25 protein-coding genes are annotated in these 17,649 nt (G+C 52.5%); 4 read left to right on the forward strand and 21 right to left on the reverse strand.

Annotation, left to right across the window (positions count from 1 at the left end; genetic code table 11):
- Positions 1–65 precede the first annotated feature (65 nt).
- The 8 genes from C1N62_RS21810 to C1N62_RS21845 all read right to left on the reverse strand — a co-directional run bounded on the left by C1N62_RS21810 (position 66) and on the right by C1N62_RS21845 (position 7,054).
- Positions 66–722, reverse strand: coding sequence for a phage baseplate assembly protein V (locus tag C1N62_RS21810; RefSeq protein ID WP_240775851.1), 657 nt, complete (start codon positions 720–722; stop codon positions 66–68).
- Positions 709–1,722, reverse strand: a complete 1,014-nt coding sequence (locus C1N62_RS21815) for a phage tail tape measure protein (protein WP_137765839.1) — start codon at positions 1,720–1,722, stop codon at positions 709–711. The genes C1N62_RS21810 and C1N62_RS21815 overlap by 14 nt, the downstream gene beginning before the upstream one ends.
- On the reverse strand, positions 1,722–2,561 hold the full coding sequence (locus C1N62_RS21820; RefSeq protein WP_137765840.1) for a hypothetical protein: 840 nt from the start codon (positions 2,559–2,561) through the stop codon (positions 1,722–1,724). Before C1N62_RS21820 ends, C1N62_RS21815 begins: the two co-directional genes overlap by 1 nt.
- Positions 2,548–3,354 carry a phage tail protein gene (locus C1N62_RS23415; RefSeq protein ID WP_240775852.1) on the reverse strand — a complete coding sequence of 269 codons (807 nt, stop codon included), beginning with the start codon at positions 3,352–3,354 and terminating at the stop codon, positions 2,548–2,550. Before C1N62_RS23415 ends, C1N62_RS21820 begins: the two co-directional genes overlap by 14 nt.
- Positions 3,354–4,568 carry a phage tail protein gene (locus C1N62_RS21830; protein WP_137765841.1) on the reverse strand — a complete coding sequence of 405 codons (1,215 nt, stop codon included), beginning with the start codon at positions 4,566–4,568 and terminating at the stop codon, positions 3,354–3,356. Before C1N62_RS21830 ends, C1N62_RS23415 begins: the two co-directional genes overlap by 1 nt.
- Before the next feature lie 9 nt (positions 4,569–4,577).
- Entirely contained in the window at positions 4,578–4,925 is a 348-nt protein-coding gene (locus C1N62_RS21835; RefSeq protein WP_168195931.1) for a hypothetical protein, read from the reverse strand.
- Positions 4,922–5,566, reverse strand: a complete 645-nt coding sequence (locus C1N62_RS21840; RefSeq protein WP_137765842.1) for a maturation control protein — start codon at positions 5,564–5,566, stop codon at positions 4,922–4,924. Before C1N62_RS21840 ends, C1N62_RS21835 begins: the two co-directional genes overlap by 4 nt.
- 315 nt (positions 5,567–5,881) lie before the next feature.
- A complete protein-coding gene (locus tag C1N62_RS21845; protein ID WP_137765843.1) occupies positions 5,882–7,054 on the reverse strand; it encodes a DUF3800 domain-containing protein in 1,173 nt (390 codons plus the stop codon).
- A gap of 258 nt (positions 7,055–7,312) precedes the next feature.
- On the opposite strand from C1N62_RS21845, the gene C1N62_RS21850 reads away from it, so the two are divergent.
- Positions 7,313–7,768 (forward strand): hypothetical protein, encoded by a 456-nt coding sequence (locus C1N62_RS21850; RefSeq protein ID WP_137765844.1) that lies wholly within the window; start codon positions 7,313–7,315, stop codon positions 7,766–7,768.
- 166 nt (positions 7,769–7,934) lie between these two features.
- On the opposite strand, the gene C1N62_RS21855 is transcribed toward C1N62_RS21850, so the two are convergent.
- Together C1N62_RS21855 and C1N62_RS21860 are read right to left on the reverse strand one after the other, a co-directional pair.
- Positions 7,935–8,345, reverse strand: coding sequence for a type II toxin-antitoxin system death-on-curing family toxin (locus tag C1N62_RS21855; protein WP_137765845.1), 411 nt, complete (start codon positions 8,343–8,345; stop codon positions 7,935–7,937).
- Positions 8,342–8,719, reverse strand: a complete 378-nt coding sequence (locus tag C1N62_RS21860; protein ID WP_137765846.1) for a type II toxin-antitoxin system Phd/YefM family antitoxin — start codon at positions 8,717–8,719, stop codon at positions 8,342–8,344. Before C1N62_RS21860 ends, C1N62_RS21855 begins: the two co-directional genes overlap by 4 nt.
- Before the next feature lie 165 nt (positions 8,720–8,884).
- On the opposite strand from C1N62_RS21860, the gene C1N62_RS21865 reads away from it, so the two are divergent.
- Positions 8,885–9,370: a PH domain-containing protein gene (locus C1N62_RS21865; RefSeq protein WP_137765847.1), complete on the forward strand. Its 486-nt coding sequence runs from the start codon at positions 8,885–8,887 to the stop codon at positions 9,368–9,370.
- 331 nt (positions 9,371–9,701) lie between these two features.
- Here the strand turns inward: C1N62_RS21865 and C1N62_RS21870 are convergent, their stop codons facing one another.
- From C1N62_RS21870 to C1N62_RS23420, 11 genes are all read right to left on the reverse strand, one after another.
- Positions 9,702–10,349 carry a Ref family recombination enhancement nuclease gene (locus tag C1N62_RS21870; protein WP_240775853.1) on the reverse strand — a complete coding sequence of 216 codons (648 nt, stop codon included), beginning with the start codon at positions 10,347–10,349 and terminating at the stop codon, positions 9,702–9,704.
- A 3-nt stretch (positions 10,350–10,352) separates the two neighbouring features.
- Complete coding sequence (locus C1N62_RS21875) at positions 10,353–10,643, reverse strand: hypothetical protein (protein WP_137765848.1); 291 nt, start codon at positions 10,641–10,643, stop codon at positions 10,353–10,355.
- Positions 10,644–10,663: 20 nt separating this feature from the next.
- Positions 10,664–11,077, reverse strand: coding sequence for a hypothetical protein (locus C1N62_RS21880; RefSeq protein WP_137765849.1), 414 nt, complete (start codon positions 11,075–11,077; stop codon positions 10,664–10,666).
- A 164-nt stretch (positions 11,078–11,241) separates the two neighbouring features.
- Positions 11,242–11,841, reverse strand: coding sequence for a hypothetical protein (locus tag C1N62_RS21885; protein ID WP_137765850.1), 600 nt, complete (start codon positions 11,839–11,841; stop codon positions 11,242–11,244).
- A gap of 184 nt (positions 11,842–12,025) precedes the next feature.
- Positions 12,026–12,520: a hypothetical protein gene (locus C1N62_RS21890; protein WP_137765851.1), complete on the reverse strand. Its 495-nt coding sequence runs from the start codon at positions 12,518–12,520 to the stop codon at positions 12,026–12,028.
- A gap of 102 nt (positions 12,521–12,622) precedes the next feature.
- Entirely contained in the window at positions 12,623–13,069 is a 447-nt protein-coding gene (locus tag C1N62_RS21895; RefSeq protein WP_137765852.1) for a hypothetical protein, read from the reverse strand.
- Positions 13,070–13,152: 83 nt separating this feature from the next.
- Positions 13,153–13,497 (reverse strand): hypothetical protein, encoded by a 345-nt coding sequence (locus C1N62_RS21900; protein WP_137765853.1) that lies wholly within the window; start codon positions 13,495–13,497, stop codon positions 13,153–13,155.
- Between the two features lie 58 nt (positions 13,498–13,555).
- Complete coding sequence (locus C1N62_RS21905) at positions 13,556–13,921, reverse strand: hypothetical protein (RefSeq protein ID WP_137765854.1); 366 nt, start codon at positions 13,919–13,921, stop codon at positions 13,556–13,558.
- A gap of 52 nt (positions 13,922–13,973) precedes the next feature.
- On the reverse strand, positions 13,974–14,339 hold the full coding sequence (locus C1N62_RS21910; RefSeq protein WP_137765855.1) for a hypothetical protein: 366 nt from the start codon (positions 14,337–14,339) through the stop codon (positions 13,974–13,976).
- A gap of 56 nt (positions 14,340–14,395) precedes the next feature.
- Complete coding sequence (locus C1N62_RS21915) at positions 14,396–15,430, reverse strand: tyrosine-type recombinase/integrase (protein ID WP_168195932.1); 1,035 nt, start codon at positions 15,428–15,430, stop codon at positions 14,396–14,398.
- Positions 15,393–15,722: a helix-turn-helix domain-containing protein gene (locus C1N62_RS23420; protein ID WP_240775854.1), complete on the reverse strand. Its 330-nt coding sequence runs from the start codon at positions 15,720–15,722 to the stop codon at positions 15,393–15,395. The genes C1N62_RS21915 and C1N62_RS23420 overlap by 38 nt, the downstream gene beginning before the upstream one ends.
- Before the next feature lie 659 nt (positions 15,723–16,381).
- On the opposite strand from C1N62_RS23420, the gene C1N62_RS21925 reads away from it, so the two are divergent.
- Together C1N62_RS21925 and C1N62_RS21930 are read left to right on the forward strand one after the other, a co-directional pair.
- Positions 16,382–16,594, forward strand: a complete 213-nt coding sequence (locus C1N62_RS21925) for a hypothetical protein (protein WP_137765857.1) — start codon at positions 16,382–16,384, stop codon at positions 16,592–16,594.
- A gap of 163 nt (positions 16,595–16,757) precedes the next feature.
- Complete coding sequence (locus C1N62_RS21930; RefSeq protein ID WP_137765858.1) at positions 16,758–17,636, forward strand: hypothetical protein; 879 nt, start codon at positions 16,758–16,760, stop codon at positions 17,634–17,636.
- Positions 17,637–17,649 lie beyond the last annotated feature (13 nt).

Consider the following 17,649-nt stretch of genomic DNA (forward strand, 5'->3'; position numbering starts at 1 on the left):
AGTGAGGTGATTGTACTAAGTAACTGTTTAAAAGCGGTAATCGTGTTTGTTGGTCTGGATGGGTATCAGCCCTGCGCAACCGAAACTTTAGGTGCAGTAATGGACATGCTGCTGCTGGCCTTCAGGGTCATGGCACCGCCCGAGGCCAAGCTCATTGCGCCGGCCGCTTGGACGCTTAAGTCCCCATCTCCCTTAACCGTGACATTACCGGCAGCGTGGATGAATAGCGTGGCCTGTGAGGAGATATAGAGCTGCCCACTGTCGTTCATGCCCATAGTGGAGCCGCTCGCCTTATGCGTCACTGACCAGCTGCCCGAGGCGTTGCGGATCTCCAGCAGCCCGTTACGGTCGGACACATAATCCTTTGTGGCGGTGACCGTGCCGGCCGGCGGTGCACCCTCTACTGCCGGCGGGGAGTAGGCGGTGCCCTTTCCGGAGGCCTCGGCCGCCACGTTGGGGGTGCCACCAGCTGCATCGGCGGCTCTGCCTACTATGCGCGGGCGGGTACTGTCGCCGCTATAAGGGAAATCCACCCAGACATCATCCCCGGCGATCAGCGGCACAAACGCCCCGTCATCCGGTAGCAGGCGCTCCGCCCATGGGAGGCTGTCGGCCGGGATGCTATCCCATAGCCCCACCAGGCGCACGGAGACGCGGAGAAGCCCGTTAGGATCGGCCGTGCTGACCACTTTTGCGCGCTGCGGCGCGTTAATCTGTGCCAAATGAAATCACTCCTAAAACGGCGCGGCAGGTATAGCCGAAACGGTCTTCCTGATGGGTGACGCGCTCGACAATCATCTTTGTAGGGACGGACTCATCAAGCCCGCTGGTGGAATCGTAGGTATGAACCAGCACCTTGATGACCATGCCAGGGGTCAGGGCGGTGTTGCCGCTTACCTCCATGTCAAACTTGGGCAGCAGGTAGGTGGCCATGTTGTTCAATGCTGCCTGGTCATCGGCGCTCACCATTTTCACAGGCCAGCTCTCCTTACCGGCAGACAGCAGCCCACCCGTCAGGGAATAGGCCATATAGCGCACCTGGCGCGACGCGGCATAAACCTGATCCTGGTTGAGCTTGGCAAAGCGGGTGATCAGCAGCGTGGCCTTGGAGTTGTTCGCCTCATACGTCAGGGTTGGGCTGGCTCGGGATAGGGCGGCCATGCTCTTCACGTGGATAACGCCCCGGGATGACCAGCACAGTGCGCCGGCCTCTTGCGCCATGCGCGCCAGCACACTGGCCGGCGTCTGCCCCATGTTGAGGTGATACGTACCCAGCTTTTTGAAACTGTCCGCATCGACCTGGAGCGTACCGGCCAGCCCCTTGAGGATCACCGCCGGCTGTTTCTTCACAAAGAACTGCGGCTTGGGTGCCGGCTCCTTGAGGGCTTTCACCTTTTCGCTGAAGGCAATCACCTTTACCATGTCCGCCTCATGCGGAGCCTTGAGCACGGTAAAGGACTCGGTGAACGAGGTGTTGCCTTGCCCCTGGGGGTCGCCAAGGGAGCAGGTCAGGATGGAGCCATATTTCACGCCCAGGTTATCAACCAGGTAGCCCGTGCTGTCGTGTATCTCCAGCTCCAGCTGGGGACCCGACAAGTCCGCCACCTCGATGTAAGTGCACCGGGCAATCATCGAGCGCGGGATCTCCGTGCCGTCCTTTGTCACGCTCTGCAAAAAGAGTTGTGTGCGCTTGCTGGTGGCGCTGCCGGCAGTGCCTGCCATCAGACCACCTCCACCAGCTGCACCGCCGGAGCGGGCGGCACAATCGGCGCTACGGTGGTGTAGGATACCCCGTCGCTGATGATTTCAATCTTGCCGCTGCTGGGTGTGCCAAGCCAGGCTGTAAAGAGCGGGGCAATGACGGTAACGGGGATGGCGGCAGCATAGATCCGCTCATTGGCCATTGGCAGGGTCAAATCATTGACCATCGACCCGCGCGGATCGCGCAGCAGACACTCCAGCTCCAGCGGACAGCCCGCCAGGCGGGTTTGGGCGGTGAAGTTGGTGTTGCCATAGGTGGCGAACTGGCGCAGCCAGGTAAGCAAAGCACCCGTCAGGGCGTTGAGCGTCTCCTTCTCGTTGGCCAGTACCATGATCGAGTATTCAATCTCCACCGGGTTGAAGGTCAGCAGCGCACTCGGAACGCCCTTGTCATCGGTCAGGTAGCCCGCATTGAAGTCGTCGACAACAACCGTGTTGTCATGCATCTGGAAGCCCGGAGTGCGCCCCAGGTTGATGATGGGCAGGGCATCTGCATTCAGCTCACCATAGCTATTGGGCTTCTCATCCCGTAGCCCCGCGCCGGCCGCGCGCACCGCCCGCAGGAAGGCCTCCACATCGTCATAATTGCCAAACTTCAGTTTGTCCCGGGCGGAGCGCTTGAGAAAGCGCTTAAGCGGCCGCGCCGTGGCGCGCGTGTCACTCACGCTAAGGCCATCCAGCACCGCTAGCAGGGCATTGGCCAGCCCCGCGTCTACGTCGCTGGTGGAGGACAGCTCACGCTTGCCATTGGGGGCAAACATTTCGCGCTTGAAGCGCATCATCAGCTCATTCTGTGCCATCAAACATGCCCTTATAGCTACGGCTTGGAATGCAGTAATACAACGTGCCCACGGCGGCGGTGCCGTAGTTGAACTTGCGGTGGACATACCACCAGCGCCGCACCGGCTCCCCGCTGGCCATATCCTCCATCCATTCCAGGATTGAGCCGATCGGCACGTCATGGGCGGCAATGCAGAGGATCAGCGCGTCGTCTGGCGCGCCGGTGTTTTCGTCAGTGTCGTTCATGGCATAGAAGTTGGGCATTTCATCGGGACAATCCACCACAACCACCAGCTCCGGATCCGCATAGGCCAGAGTCTCCTGGTTCGGGTCGATTTTCTCGGCCGGCATCACCTCATAGCCATCATCATCGATTTGCACCTCGGACAGGCTGGCCGCGCGGAACAACACTGCGTCGAAGGCGTCAGGGTTAAGCTTTATCGCCTTAATCCAATCCTCACGTACCAGGTCATTAATTGCCTGATGCCCATGGAAGCGAGTACGCAGCCCGCTGACAATAGGGCGGCTGGCAATAGCATCAGGTACAACGGTGCCACTATCAGCCCCGTCTGTGCCCGCAGGCGAAGCCTCAGCAGCATCAATCTCAGTTGTGTCATGTTGTTCCTCAGTATTAGCGGCTACTCCGCCTGTTTCTTTGCCATCACCAGCAGCATCGGCGGTGGGGTCGGTGCCGGTGTCGGCGGCCGGGGAGGCCTGTTCTGCGTCAGGGTGAGGAACATCCCCAGCAGTAGCACCACTGGAAGTAGCCGGCACAGCCGGCACGTCATCGAGCAGATCGTCATAAAACCCCATCAGTTAGTTTTCCCTATTTGCTCAGAGAGCCATTTGTTAAAGGCATTCTCAGCCTGCTTGTCGGTCATGCCGGTCAGTTTCATGGCATCCTTGAAGCCCTGCTTTCTCATGCGGAGCTGCTCGGCCACCAGCTTTTTGGCGTCGTCGCGCTCCTGCTCCGCCTTTTTGGCGCGGGCAAGGGCAAGCTTCAGCTCGGCCGCCTTTTTGGCCGTGGCGGTGCGCGCGCGGGCGGCTTTTTTGCGGAGCTGCTCTATCTGGTCGCGGCTGGTGGCCTGCTTCTTGGCCATGGCCTGCTGGGCGGCCTGATAGCGGGCAAACTCCTTGCGCACCTTGTCTTGGTCAGTCTCGGCGCTCCGGTTGCGCCCCATGGCCTTCTGTTCGTCTTCAGTGAAGGTGCGGGTGGTTTTCTTTTTGTCATCACCAAAGGCAACCTGGGTCGCGGCCTTCTTCAGTTGCTGGCCAAGCTGGCGCTGCCATGTCATCGACTGGAAGCGCGTCATGGTGTGGATCACGTGCTTGCAGGCGACGCCAGTCAAATCGGGGTTTCGCACCTTGGGGAAGGCGTATTCCGCCGGCGGCTTCAGGGCGTAATTGCCGGCCGTGGCCATGTAGCGATACCAATACTGGTGACGGCCGCAATCACAGTCGAAGGAAACGCGGCCGGCGGCCAGCTGGCGGGAGAGGGTCATCAGGGAGGCTTTCTCATCCCCCACGTCCTCTACATACCGATCCCACTCCTCAAAGCGCACCCGCACCAGGTGGTGATCGTCCATTGAGATGTCCGAGGCCTCGACCTTCACCATGGCGGTATTGTGCTGGAGGCGGATGAATATCGCCTTTTTGATGCCGCTGCCGTCATCCACTTTGTTGCTGGCGCGCTGCACATCGATCTTGGTGGATTGCGCCACCAGCTGGGCATAGGTGATGCCTGGCACATCGCTATTGAACTGGGTGCGGTGCGCCATGCGACCGGTGATAAACCGCTTCATGTCCTCGGGGGTGAAGAAGGTCCCCTCTTTTTTCTTGCCCAGCTCAAGGAACTTCTCCAGCTCCTTGTTACGCATCATGGCCGGCGTCAGGGTACGGCGCGCGCCCTGGCGGTTTTTGCGTTGGGTCTTGCGGATCCGGTTAAAAACCTTCAGGAACTCGGCCGCAGACAGGCCATGCGTGGCATAGCGGCCGTTCTCCTTGCGGTCAAAATCTGGGGATGGCATCGCTTATCCTCAGCTGACGTAGAGAGAGCCGGAGATCTCCGGGCTGGTGGCGGAGAAGGTGTTGATCTGCTCACGGATCCACGCCAGGGTAGGCACCGTGATTTCAGTGCCGGCAACCATGGCGTCGCACTCATCCTCCAGCCCACACACCAGCGTGACTACCCAACGCAGCTCGGCAGTGCCCCAGATACGGTAGGCAATCAGGTCAGGGCGATAAATTTCATCGGCCAGGATGTCATAGGCCAGCAGGTCAGAGTCATAGCTCAGGGACTTGGCCATAATCTCCTGGCGCATATAGGCGCGCAGGATGGGATCGGCTACGTTCCGGTCGTCCAGGCGACTAATGGCATCACTCACAGGTAGTTCCCCTTGCCCGTCAGCGGGCTGTAAGAGGCCTGCTCGATAGATTGGCGCTCAAAGGCGCTGACGATAGTCCGCAGGGGATTAAGCGGCGAGGCTGGCTCCTGGGCGCGTGTGAAGCCCAGCATCTTTTCCAGGTATTGGACGCTGGCCACGTTGTTAAAAGTGGTGGCAAAGGTGCACAGCATGGTAAGGCTGTGCTCACCGCGCAGCTGTTCCCAGTCGATACGGTAAATGGTTGACCCTTTCGCATCCCGCGCCACGTCTACCAGGGTGTCAGGAATGTTGAAGCGCCCGCCGGCATTGCGGGGGAAGGTGATTGCTTTCTGGCGCACCAGCTCGCGGTAGATGTCCAGGGCTTCCACCAGCACCGGCTTGCCGCTGGCACCTGCATCCCCCAGGCGCACCCGCACCCCGGCGCGCGCGGTGATGAAGTCGCTGGACTCATCCACCAGCACCTCAAAACCCTTCTGCTCCAAGTCGTGGATTGTCTCAATCAGCTGCTGCTCGAGCTGGTGGCGGTTATCAGGCAGCTTGATGGCATCAGCAATGAACAGCTCTCCATCCTTCCAAGCGGCTTTAGCCAGCATTGGGGGGCTGGTGGTCAGGCAGATGGCACAGATTTTTTTGTTGATCATGCAGGGTATCCCGTGGCGCGCCCGCCTGGATTGGCGAACAGGCTGAAGAATACAGTTACTTACATTTGCCTGGGCATCGAAAATGGGATAGTTATTGCTTTCACAGTGAGGTAAGAGCAGATAAATAGGCTCCGCTTGTAATACTTAAATTACTTGCACTTAGGCTGCTTCGTACAGGTCTCAATCAGCATTGACCAGGTGCGCTTTGTGCTAGAGGCGTATGCTGGTGCATTATGGCACGTTAATTACAGTGCTGGGCAAGAAAATACGGTTAGAAAAAGGCCGCTAATGCGGCCATATTGCGCAGAGAGTTAGCTATTGATATTGGGAGAGATAATCTGCAACTCCGTTCGCTGGATTTATCCCGCCAGTATAGACTGTTCCTAGCTCTTGAGGCGTAACGGAGGTTGTAGGCCATATAACCATACCTTCAAAATAACTATCTATTTTAATTCTTTGAAGCTCTTTGAAAAGGTGGTCTTCTAATTCATTTTTTTTTAAGCAATTAACATAATAAGCGGCTGCACTTGCTACTATGTCTACAATCTGTAGTTGAGGATATTCTTGAGATGAATGGAATGTTAAAGATCGAGCTTTGATTGGTAACTCAAAGGTTCTTCTGTCATAGCCATACACCTCTGTAATCCTTGACAAGTCCATAAATTTATTAAATAAGTCTTGTTTCTCTACAATCGCTTTGGAATCGTCATGCTTGATATAAAAACCGCTGGGGTATGTTTTACCCCACTCTATACAGTGATTGAAGAGGCTGGGTATGGAAGGGTCTAATGTATTTTTTTCAACATTTTCTAATATATCATTAATTTCGCTTTTGGTAATGCTAATTCTATCTATTGTAGATTTGAATCTTTTGTCCTTAGAGCAAGCCTTTAGTTCATCAACTGATTCGTAAAATTCAGCAATAGACTCAGAGGATTGAATCCTAATCATGTTCATGAACTTCTGGTACATTTTATCTGTTTCTTCCTCTCCACACAAAGCAGGGAGGCAATAATAGTAAACATTAGACAGAGCAAGGTTGTGTCCATCTTTATAAAGATCCCACCCTCTATTAAAACACCATGTTTCGATTAGAATATCAACAATCTTTGTTGTTAACATGTATTTTTTGTCGATTAAACAGATTTTAACATTCTCTTTATTGATATATTTACTTTCAAGGAGCCTAATGATTCCATCCTGACCTGATTTCCTACGTTTAAGAGTTTTAAAGTGAGCTTCTATAGGGGATTTACTTCCTGTCAGCTCTAATGCTTTGAGCGCATCTTGTTTATTAATGCTGCTTGAGCTTAAAGTGAAACAAGGTTGCGTTGGGTCAAGCAAGTTCCCGCCGGTATTTCCTGATTCATCAAAAAATATATCAGGCTTTATATGCATCATTTTATTTTTCTTTGCGGTCAGCTCTCTTTTATTTTCGTTACTCTTCTTTATTTTGTTTGCGCGCCGAAGTTGGCTATTTGCACCCATAAATACCTCTAGAATGATCTGAAAAAAGGCGTTCTACTTTATTGCAAGATTATAATACCACTTAATATAGGTTGGGTTATATAATTAATGTCAAGTTTGACTCACTATTTCTTGATAAGGCAATAATAATAAGGAGGCCTGCTCCCAGCGGCCTGCCATGCCTGCTTAAGAAACAAGCTTAGGCTAGAATACTCTCCGTTTTCCAAGCGAACCCTGTAATAAGTGCCATGGCATCGGCCAGCAAGGCAAGAGGACTATATGAAGCAACACCACAAAATCAGCCAGGCAGATATAGCCGCACAGGATGAAGCCCGCAGGATTATCAGCTTTGCGGAGACACTGCTGATGAAAGTACAAAGGCACCCTGGCCGCGTCGCATCGGCCTATGTCCCCGATCTACAGGCCTATGAAATCTATCTCAGGATGAAGGATGGCACCGCTCAGCTACATGGACTTGATGTACTCGTTGTGGCAAACATATCAGCGGCAAAGCCCGGTACGGGCGGATTCACGCTGTTGCTCCACCAGCTCAAAACGTATGCCGAGCAGCGTAGATGGGTGCTGAAAGTCGAAAATGTTTTGGACGCGCGTTTCCGGGCATTTTTGGAGAAGGAAGGGTTTGTTTTCCCTGATGTAGGGATGCACTACCACGGCTCAGGATACTGGGCAGCGAAGGGAGTGATGTCTACAGAGGAGCTGGTGGCATTAAGATAGCGTGAGCTGGTGAAGAGAACCGCCCAGAAGGGCGGTTTAGGTAAAACGCATTAAAGATCAGCGAACTATTCAGCAGGAACCAATATAGTTATTACGCATCGGGGCGCATGATAGGGCAGGCGGCTGACCAGTGCAAATTGAGTATGTTGGTCAGCTGTCGGCCACATTAGAGATAGTCTCCTTCGTAACCATCCATCAGATCCTCCCGGTAGTTGGAAAGCAGGCGCAGCGCATAAGCTGTCTCCTGAACGGTTGCATCACTTTCAGCAGCGAGAACGGTTGTCTTTACCAGGTGATAGGATGCATCCAACTCAAAGCCATTCATCATCAGGAATATCGATGCGGCCTGAAAGGCTGTGCGTTTATTCGCATCATTGAAGGCATGAGCCTTTGCAATGCCCACCAGGTACATGGCTGCCAAGCTAAACACATCATCGCAATTTTCATAATGGTGAAGAGTTTGCACTCGATTAAGTGCTCCTTCGAGCCTATCTAGGTTTGGCGTACCACTGTTAGGCAAAGTTACTCTCTGAAGGTTAATGACCTGTTCCGTAGTCAGGAAAATGATCTCCATCATTTATCTTCCAGAGCCTTAATTATTTTTGCGTGTTTCTTGCGTGTTTTTTCAATCGCTTCATCAAAAGAAAGCGATCTACCCGGAGGTAAAATTGATCTGTGCGGGTGCGCTAAATCTTCGACCTTTTTAACGGACTCAGTTAGATGCTTAGGTAAGCCCATAGGATCCCAAGTAGTGGCGTTTCCAGCGTAGATGTCAGCCCTATCATCAGACTTATTCATAAAACCTAATACACCCACGCCACCAGCAGCTCGGGCACTCAGCAAGATGTCAGGTTTACCGCGTTGGGTGACTATGATTTGCTCGCCGTTGCGTAATGCTTCAAGTACATCTGCAAGCTCATCGCGCATACGTGTATAGCTAATATTTTTCATAGCAAGCTCCTAGATATGTACATGTACAGGTTAGCGCTAGGATGAAGGATTAGCAAGCATGCTGAAGTTAAAAAGCCGAAAGTGGAAAATCCTCAAGTGTTCCTTTTAAGAATGTTCCTAATAAATTATAATGTTTACGATTTTTTACATATTTAAGGATGGTGTATGGCTAGTTATGTCGATTCAAATCTTTCTAAAGGTGAAGAGGTAATCACCCGCGCCCATGTATCTTGGCTTTCCTTCTTATTCGTAATAGTAATTGGTACAGTGTGTTTGCTGATAGGGCTGTTAGGAGCACTTATTCGTGGGAGCGGTGGCGGCGACATTCCTGGCATTTCGTGGTTTTTCATTTTAGTGGGGGCATTTCTCCTTCTTAAGGTCACCCTGATCATCGTAACTACAGAGCTTGCATTAACAAATAAGCGCGTCATCGCTAAATTTGGCTTTATCCGCAGAACTACTGTTGAACTACGCCTTGATAAAGTCGAAAGTTTAGAGGTAAATCAAGGAATTATGGGGCGCTTGCTCGGGTATGGGAATATTGTTGTTAAAGGAACTGGCGGCACAGGCACCCCAATTCCATCTATCAAAAAACCCTTAGACTTTAGACGAATCGTTAACAATTACATTGAAGAAAGAGAAGCAGTTTAAGATTTGATAGCGTTTAGAAGGCCATCTTTAAAGGGTGGCCTTTTTTATTTCATTTGAAAATGATAATTGGCAAGCGCCAGAAAAGGGAAGAGCCGCCCGGGGGCAGCTCTTGTTCATCAAGGTAAGTTGAATCTTAACTGAAATCGATAACGACGGTCATGTGAATGCCAGGGCACTTTAATGAACCCAGGCACCAAAAACAATACGTGATGCTCGGTCAGGCGGCTTTTTTTTCGGGTGGTGGAGTGGCAGTTTTTTGTTTACTGACGTGCCAGAAAAGCTTTCTGCGGCGATTACTTAGGCGATTTTTGTTCATAAAATAAAATGCATTTTAGATTAGGGGTATATCGATGCGCGCCATCTGATATGCCAGCGCCAGCAGCTCGTACTGAGTCCCATTCAAAGCCTCAAAGGTTCGCTTTCCGCCTACAGTGCCTGCGGCATGTACGGGCACAAGCCACGGGTAACAATCACGAACCCTTGCCGGCGCGGCCAGCTGGTGGTGCCACTCGCACAATGGCAGCACCAGCTTGTGCGCGCCCGGCTTTACCCGGCCGTCAATGTGGTGCAATGAGACCTGCTCTGTGCGAATGCCATGCTGTAGGCAGGCAATGCATGGGAGAGTGCCCAGGGCGGCCATGATGCCGCGCTCCTCGGAGGTAGGGCTACGCCCCTTGGTTCCCAGACTGCGCGCCGGCTTTCGCGTCCTGGCCGCCGCTGGTGGCTTGCTAACTGCCTGCTGGCGCTTAGCCTGGGCTTTCTCCACCAGCTGGGCACGGTACTCAGGAGATTGTTGGCGCGCGCGCTGCTTTTCCTGCTGCCGCTTACCGCTGGCTAAGGCTTTTTCCTGCATGGCCTGGCGGTAAGCCGGATCTGCCTGGCGGGTGCGCTGCTTCTCCCGCTGGCGCTGTTGGGCATCCCGCTGTTTTTGCAGCTGGCGCGCCTTCTTCTCTTCCGTCAGTCCATTAATGGCCGGCACAGGCTAAAGGGGCATTGAGGCATTGACGGCGCTATTCATCAGCCAGCCATGGCGCTTGAGCACCATTTCTTCATCCAACATATCGATACCGTGTAGTGCCATATCGATACGCATACGCATGTTTTGCTTTTGGATCCGCTCGTATGCCATGAGGTAATCACCCGGGAGCGCAGGCACACGGAATTCACGCAAGGCTGCCATGGCCGCCATTTCGGTCAGAACGTCCGGGGTTGGATATTCATCAATTGCGCATTCATCAATGACAATGGGTTGAATGTCTGGGGTGTGCTGCATGAGGAAAACTCCTTTAGGAATTAATTAGCCAGCTGTCTGGCGGCAAGGCGCTGATTGAAGACACTCTGTAGTTGGTACATGGCGCTGTTACGGCGGCACTCATCGAAAATCGTGTTGCCACGGCGGTCGGCCGAGCTACGCAGGAATTGCATGGGTAAGGGGTTTTCGGCGCGCGGACGCACAGGAAATGGGTGCTCTGCAAATGCACCAGGCGTTGGAGCATCTTTGAGATAAATGCGGCGGCCGCCAGCGGTGATGATGTGCAACATCCCTTGAGCCTCCATTTCTTGTACCAGGCTCCTGGCCACTGAGATCCCACGGCTCACGGCGGCCAGGATGTCACGAATGGTCAGGTAACTTTTATGCTCAAATTGCGCCATAACCAGCTTGGCGCGCTCATCGAATAGGTGAACAGAGGAAAGGGTGTTGCTCATGTAATCTCCTTGATACCGCCTGCCAGCGGCTATCTATTACGGTTCATGCGGTGGCATCTGCCAGGATAACGTTGCGGCTATCGTCAAAGGGGTGGCCGGCTTATTCTCTCGGGAACTCTTCCACTTTTAGCGATGCCAGCTCCTTTCTAAGAAACTCGCAGATCTTAAGGACGGCGATGAATCCCACTGTGCCGCACAGGAAGACCCAAGCCACGATAAGGGGCATATAAATGCTTGGCTCCAAGGCCATGTACATCTCGAACACTCTTAGGGACACTCTGCGCTACCCAGGCGTGATGGCCATTAAGCCATGTTTGGTGTAATGCGAACTCCTCAAGCAACTGGTCACTCACAGAAGAGGCCAAGCTCTCAATGCTCGCCAAAATAGTCTTAGGTTTCTCGTCAATCCCGCAGATATAAAGCAACTGCCGGCAGCGCAGCCACACGATGCGCATACGCTCCATGGGAAGCCAGAAATAGAAGGTCTGGCCATTGGCGCGGGGATGGCTGGCACCTTCATCAGAGTGCAGTGCGTCCGTTTCCACCAGCGACCGGATCCGCTTCAGGCTATGGCCTACGCTCAAGTCGATATTCAGCCGGTGACGCATTGTGGCCAGCTGCATGACACTGCGACGCAGATTGAGTGGCTTGTCAGGCTGTAGGGCATACCGATCGCCCAAAGACTTCTCAATAGTCCGGTAAGGCATCTCACGCAGGGTAGCGATGAAGATGGCCTGCATCATCTCGTTGTCGCTGACTTTCATCAGGCCACCAGCCGGGATGATGCATGGAAAAGGAGGGAGGCCATCAGCATAGAGCTGGTGGCCAGGGCAAAGCGGATTTTGGGGCTGGAAAATATCATGGATTAACGCAAAACCTAAATTGGGGACAAAGATTTTAGGATGGGCGTCTACGTTAATCCAGAGATATTTTAGGATTGGCGTCTATTTAGGGTGCGATTGCGCTTTCTTCCGGCAAAACAGCGGGTTGTTGCTGCTCTGCCTGCTGCTCACCCAGGAAAAGAGTACGCGGCACATGCACCATCTGCCCCTTCACCACCGGTGGGAATTGCTTATTTTCGATAGCATCCACCAGCATATCCCAGGCCTCGATCGCGGCCTCGCTGTTGCTGTCGCGTACCAGCTTCACAGTGATTTCACCAGGGCGGTCGGCACCGATCACATCAACGCCCATGGCCAAGCGAATGCCGGCATCGTTCGCCAGGTCTGGCAGGCTATACACGTTGAGCTGGTTATCCAGATCAAACGCCAGAGCGAGGCCGGTGGCCACAACCATGCTGGCCGGGGAGTCCTTGGATCGCTCTTTACGGGAAATCAGGCGATGGCCAGACAGCTGGAAGCATGGAGAAGCCTCGCTGGTGATGATCGGTGCCGGAGAATCAGAGAAAAGGTGCTTAACTTGGGCAAGAATGCTTTGGGACATGGGTTTCCTTTATTGATCAAGGTCAATGTTTGCTATAGGATCTGCGCGCTTTCAATTTTTTGATAGATTGCGAGAGCACTACAGCCCCTCCGGGGGCTGTTTTTACATCTGCTGCCATATTTCCCCTGTATCCACGCACACAAAGCCATGACACCGCCTGTCGTAGACATCCTTGTAAGGGATGGCTGAAGGTGATTGCTGCTCATGCCAATGCTGATGGCCAGCCAGGAACGCGACCGGGCAGGAGTGATAGGCGCTATAGTCCGTCCCTTCACTACGCGATGCAGCCCGGGCACCGTCAAACCAGCCGGCCAGCACGTCAAAGCGCTCCACCAGCTGGACGGTGAAGTCATCTTCATCACCGAGGAGGCGCACTATACCCATCTTGGATAATTGTTCCAGAACCCTCCCGTCGCCCACGATGTCATCCCCGCTGTAATTACCGGCATCATCCACGTAGGAGAAATGCGTATAGGGCGTAGGGCTGTCAATGTGATGGGCGCGGGCAACGGCCGTGAAAAACTTCATCATGCGGCGTGAGACTTTCATGGTGGCATCCTTATCGTTGGGTAGGTGCATAGCAAAAGCGCCCTCTAAGGGGCGCTGTGGGCTTTTGACTTGGTGAGGCCGCCTTACAAGGGCATACGCAGCCTATACCCTGAGAGCTTACATGCGGCCACCACAAACTGTGCCGCCAACTCATTTTCCTGTGGAGTTGCATCACGAGAAGAAAGCTTCAGGTGGGCAGCGATATCAGCAGTGACCTTACGCTCGATATAGGCCTCATTCACTTCATTGAAGTAAGCCTGCTGAGATGGCTGGGTACGGAATTTAAACCCTCCTGCCAGCATCATGTGCGCCAAGATAGTTAACATGTAGGCAAAGATTGTCAGCCCAATATCGCCATATAGGGTAAGCGCAATAGAGCACAGCATCAGGCCATTGAATAGCTTGTGGTGCGTAGACATATGGAACATAGAAATCCCTGGAAGGCCGGGTAAAGCCCGGAAAAATTAAAAGTGAGCGCCAGGCGCGTCACCGGGTGCGCCGGCGCTCCAGCTGGTGGACGCGGGTTGCCACCTGTGATGCTGGGGCGCTAAATACGCGGTTAATTGCTTCAATGATATGCCCCTCAGAGCGCTGGATGTCATTCACGATCTGCTGGGCGGTATGCTCATCTGCTGCCTCAACAAACTGGGCGGCCTCTTGCGGGTTGGCCATCAACTTATCGAGCGTCATATCCCTGATCGGCGCACCGGATGGGAATATCAGGGTGCAAGCGACAACCGCGCGGCCGTCACGCACCCCACTGCGCAAATGAACCTTTATCCCGTCAACCACCAGCACTTTTGCCATAAATTCCTCTGGGGCTAACACGAAGTGAATCAGGTGGTGATTCACGGTGATTCATTTTGAATCACGAAATAAAACACGTTTTAGTATAGGGGTATCTTTAGTCTTGCGTCCAGAACACCACATCTTTGGGCGGGGACAGCGGCGTTTCTTCGAACCGTAAATAAGTGCCGATACTTATGCCTTCTTTTGTCAACTGGCAAAGCGGCGGTGCCTTGGGATTGTCCGGCTCCGAATGGATGATCTGGACAGCACCGCGCTTAACTAAGCGACATAGAGAATTCCTGAAATTGCTCAATGTGAGCGATTTTTTGTGCATTTTTTTCAGGTATCTCGGCCTAACTTGCAAGTAAAGGGCGGATAGATGAATTTGGCAGTGCTTACCTTTACGGAGGCTTCCGTTACAGTGTTGCTCTGCCAAATAAGACAGCGTGACCTTTTGCAAGATCGAAAACTCTCTTGGCATGGGGATGACCTTATTGTTCTTCTTTCTTTTTCTTTTGGGCGTCTTGTGGCGTTATCTCAGCGAAACATACGCAACATGATGCTGTTATCTGCCTCCAAATGTCTGATGTAGCCCATAACCTGCTTAGGCGTCTTCCAGGTGCCCTCATGCATAATCTGGGGAAGGGATGCACCACTTTTGGCCATGTCCTGCGCCGCCCCTACGCGGGGGCTGTGCCCAGTCCACGTGCGATAGCGCTTGGTAGACTTTCCGTCCTGGGTGCCATAGAGCGCTGACCAAGCATCAGAGAAAATCTTCTCAATTGCACGGTGAGTAAGGGGATTTTTGGTTTGACGGAGTTTGTTGTAGCGGTCAACACCGCAAAAAACAAAGGCGTCAGGCTGATCGGCCAGGCCAGACATTTCGAGCCAGTTGACCAGCCACTCAGTGACGATTGGAGCCAATTTCTTAATGACGCCGTACCCATCGATGATGGTTTTGGTGTGCTTGACTAGCAGAATAGCGGTGCCGTCAGGGGAGAACGTCACATCACGAACACGTAAGCGGGAGATCTCCGCAATGCGCAGCAGAGTAATGTAGGAGATACCGATGAAAGCCAGATTCCGGCGTTGGTAAAGGCGGGTATTGGACTCCCACGCGGCAGCTACCTTGAGCAATTCCTCTCGGTGCAGCGGAATAGCCTGGCCGATCATCTCACCTTTTAGGACAGACGTTCTGCGGATTTTACGCATCCCACGATCAACGGAGCGCACGTCATCAGGGCGCAGCAAGCCGGCCTCGGCGTGAATTTTGTTAATCATGGTCTTGTGCTGTGCCACTGTGGAGGTGGCACGGCCAAGCTCCTCTTTCAAATAGAAGAGGTAATCACGCACATCATCATAGTCAGCGGGGAGCCACACTTTGCCGCGCTCGTCACACCAGCGCGCCCAGCTCCGCAATACCGAGAGCATCTGATCCCAGGTATTTTTGGCAAACGCATCCTTGTCGGCTAAGAACCGGCGAAGATGATCGGCTACCCGCTCATCGAAACTTGCCGCGTTTAATGAAGGAAGGTCACGTGGATTCACCTTCTTCGGAGTCATTTTCGTCATCGATTTTCCTATGTCGTTTGCAGATTTTGTAATCTGGATGCTCATCTTTCAGGAGCAACCCGATTTCTTCAGCCGTAAACGGCCGCTTAGCGTTTCTATCGTGCAATTGAAGGTCCGGGTGCATATCCGCAAGGAGAAGAAGGAACTCAAACTCACTAGAGGCCATAGGCCGATGGTCATGTTCCTTCTTTATCCAGCCGCCAACGGAGTAGCCAAATCGTTCGGCCATCTCTGCTTGCGTCTTGCCTAGCTTTATGCGGGCTGCCTTAACCATTTTACCGGTCGGTTGCATAAAAATGCTCCTGCAACTATCCCGCCCGGGATAGTGATTTTATAGTGGTCTGGGTTAAATACAACGCTAATCCCAAAATTAACTGGTAAACCGGTTTATGAGCGTGGGACTAACGTTTGGTGCTTCTACGCTAAAAATGCACAGGGATTACCCACAATCTGATTAATTTTTCACGTAACGCTACCAAGTCTGATCTTCAAGTTATGGCTCATGCTGATAGCTAAAAACGCCTGCATATACGACGAGATTGGGATGAGATGTCGCTCTGAGTATCGGTTTCATAGTGTGCCAACCCCTAAAGTTAAAAGCCTGCTAATTTCGTAAGGAAAACGTCACAGGACTGAAACGGCTTTGCTAAACCGTAAAGTACCAAATGTTGTCAGGTATATATATGGGTAGTTATATATACCTGACAATTTTGTAAGGGGGTAAGCATATTCGATTTATTGTTATCTCACCAGAGACCTATTCCGTTAAGTTATTATTACCATGATCAATATCACCAATGGTATCAGTTCCATAATTGTCGAAAAAGCCCGCAATTCAGCACTATTTTCAGTTTCTGATACCGGTAACCTTCCCCGTCACAATGGGCTAGTGGTATATAGGGATTGTCCGAAAACGATAGTGGATTGGAAATTTTTTGCAGGGTTAGAGCAATGACACGTAACACCATTTTACCTTTAGTGAATGACATTACATTAGCCGCCAAAGAGCTTGGGCTTGTAACCTTGGCAACACCTGCCAATATGGAAATCATCGTGCAACACTTCGCTATGACGCTCTCAACCCCCGCTCCTGGCACAAAACGTGTCTCCATCAAAGAACTCCGCCGATACTTAAAGCAAACCATTTACTACTGTATTTTGTGACCCAGTTGTTCATAGAGTGCTCGTGTCCCACATATAGGACAAGTTTGTCCAGTTATGAGACATTTTTGTCCGGGTATTGTGTAACGGCTAGTAGACCTATACTAAAATAATGTTTATTTTAAGCTGTCGGCGCTATGCCGGCCTTGAAAGAGACATTTTGTTGATGAAAAAAATCCAGCGTGTAGAGAAACTATACAAAGAATTCTTGAGCTTCCGGGAGAGGTTCTTAAAAGAGGCCATGGAGTTGGCCACCGTCACCCAAACCGCCATTCTTACCGGTGAGGCTTATCGTCCCATCGTCATCGTCCCACCTGAGAAATTCTTGCAGTTTGAAAGTGATATAGAACTTTGGGCTAAATACGCCTTCAATTTGGAGCAGCTGGCGACTGACGTTAAGCAATTTGGTGCGGCTAAACGCTTGTTTTACCCCTTCCCCAAGCTGATCACCAATGCCAGCAACGTGACCTACTATACTAACGAGGCTTCAGCCCAGCAGACGCGCACCGTCAAAGCTGCATTGCGCCAGCTCACTGTAGCCGTCCGTTCTGCCCGCACCCACCAGCCCCCTGAGCAGCTCGAGCAAGTGCTCGATGGTTTGAATAAAGACCGAGAAATTCTCTCATCCCTTCCCCCTGAAACCGTGCTTATCTGCCGGCGCACAGGCTATAACGACCTGTATTGCAGCTATGAAACGCCGGATGCATCTGGGCGCGTTGTTACCCGAGTTTCAAGCAATGGCGCATTCTTTGATGGCCGTGAAGTGACAGAGATCAAACTTGCTGAAAAGGCGCAGACCAATAAAACCTCTTTCTATGACCAGCTGACCCCGCTCCCCATTAAGATGTATGGTGGCTGCAAGGTCTATCTGGAACATGAGGCTAAGGCCTTAAAAGAGCATTTGAAAGGAACAAAGCAAGAGCGTCGCATTCAATCCAGAGTAAAGCGCGCCGCTAAGCAGGCCGCCGAACGAGCCGCTGCCAGGCGCGCCCGAGAAGAAGCCGAGGCTGCCGCCCCCACGCCACCCGTCAACGATATTGAGTAGCCACCCACAGCTG

The organism is Nissabacter sp. SGAir0207, assembly GCF_005491205.1.
In the GTDB taxonomy this organism is placed as follows: domain Bacteria; phylum Pseudomonadota; class Gammaproteobacteria; order Enterobacterales; family Enterobacteriaceae; genus Chimaeribacter.